Genomic DNA, 575 nt, shown 5'->3' on the forward strand with positions numbered 1-575 from the left:
TCGCCGAACGCCTCCAGCATGGCGTCCATGTGCGGCGAGTGGAAGGCATGACTGACCGTCAGCCGCTTGGTCCTGCGGCCACGCTCCTCGAAGGAGGCGGCGATGTCCAGCACGGCGCCGACGTCACCCGCGATCACGACCGACGAGGGCCCGTTGACGGCGGCGACGCTCACCGCGTCCGTGAGGTACGGAGTCACCTCGTCCTCGGCCGCCTCCACGGCCACCATCGCACCACCGTCACCCGGCAGTTCCTGCATCAGCCGCCCGCGCGCGGCCACGAGCGTGCAGGCGTCCTCCAGCGACAGCACACCCGCACAGTGCGCCGCCGCCAGCTCGCCGATCGAGTGACCGGCCAGGAAGTCCGGTCGCACGCCCCACGATTCGAGCAGCCGGAACAGCGCCACCTCGACCGCGAAGAGCGCGGGCTGGGTGTACACCGTCCGGTCGAGGAGCGAGCCGTCGTCACCGAACAGCACCTCACGCAGCGACGGTTCGAAGCGATCGAGGATCGCATCGAGCGCCTCCGCGAACACCGGATACGTCTCGTACAGCTCACGACCCATGCCCGCACGCTG

General features: G+C 69.9%; 1 protein-coding gene. It reads right to left on the reverse strand.

The annotated features are described in order from the left end of the window. A partial coding sequence (locus IE249_RS35565) for an acyltransferase domain-containing protein (RefSeq protein ID WP_189711672.1) occupies nt 1–575 on the reverse strand: 575 nt, incomplete at both ends.

The sequence above is a fragment of the Streptomyces anandii JCM 4720 genome (assembly GCF_014650655.1).
Taxonomy (GTDB): domain Bacteria; phylum Actinomycetota; class Actinomycetes; order Streptomycetales; family Streptomycetaceae; genus Streptomyces; species Streptomyces anandii.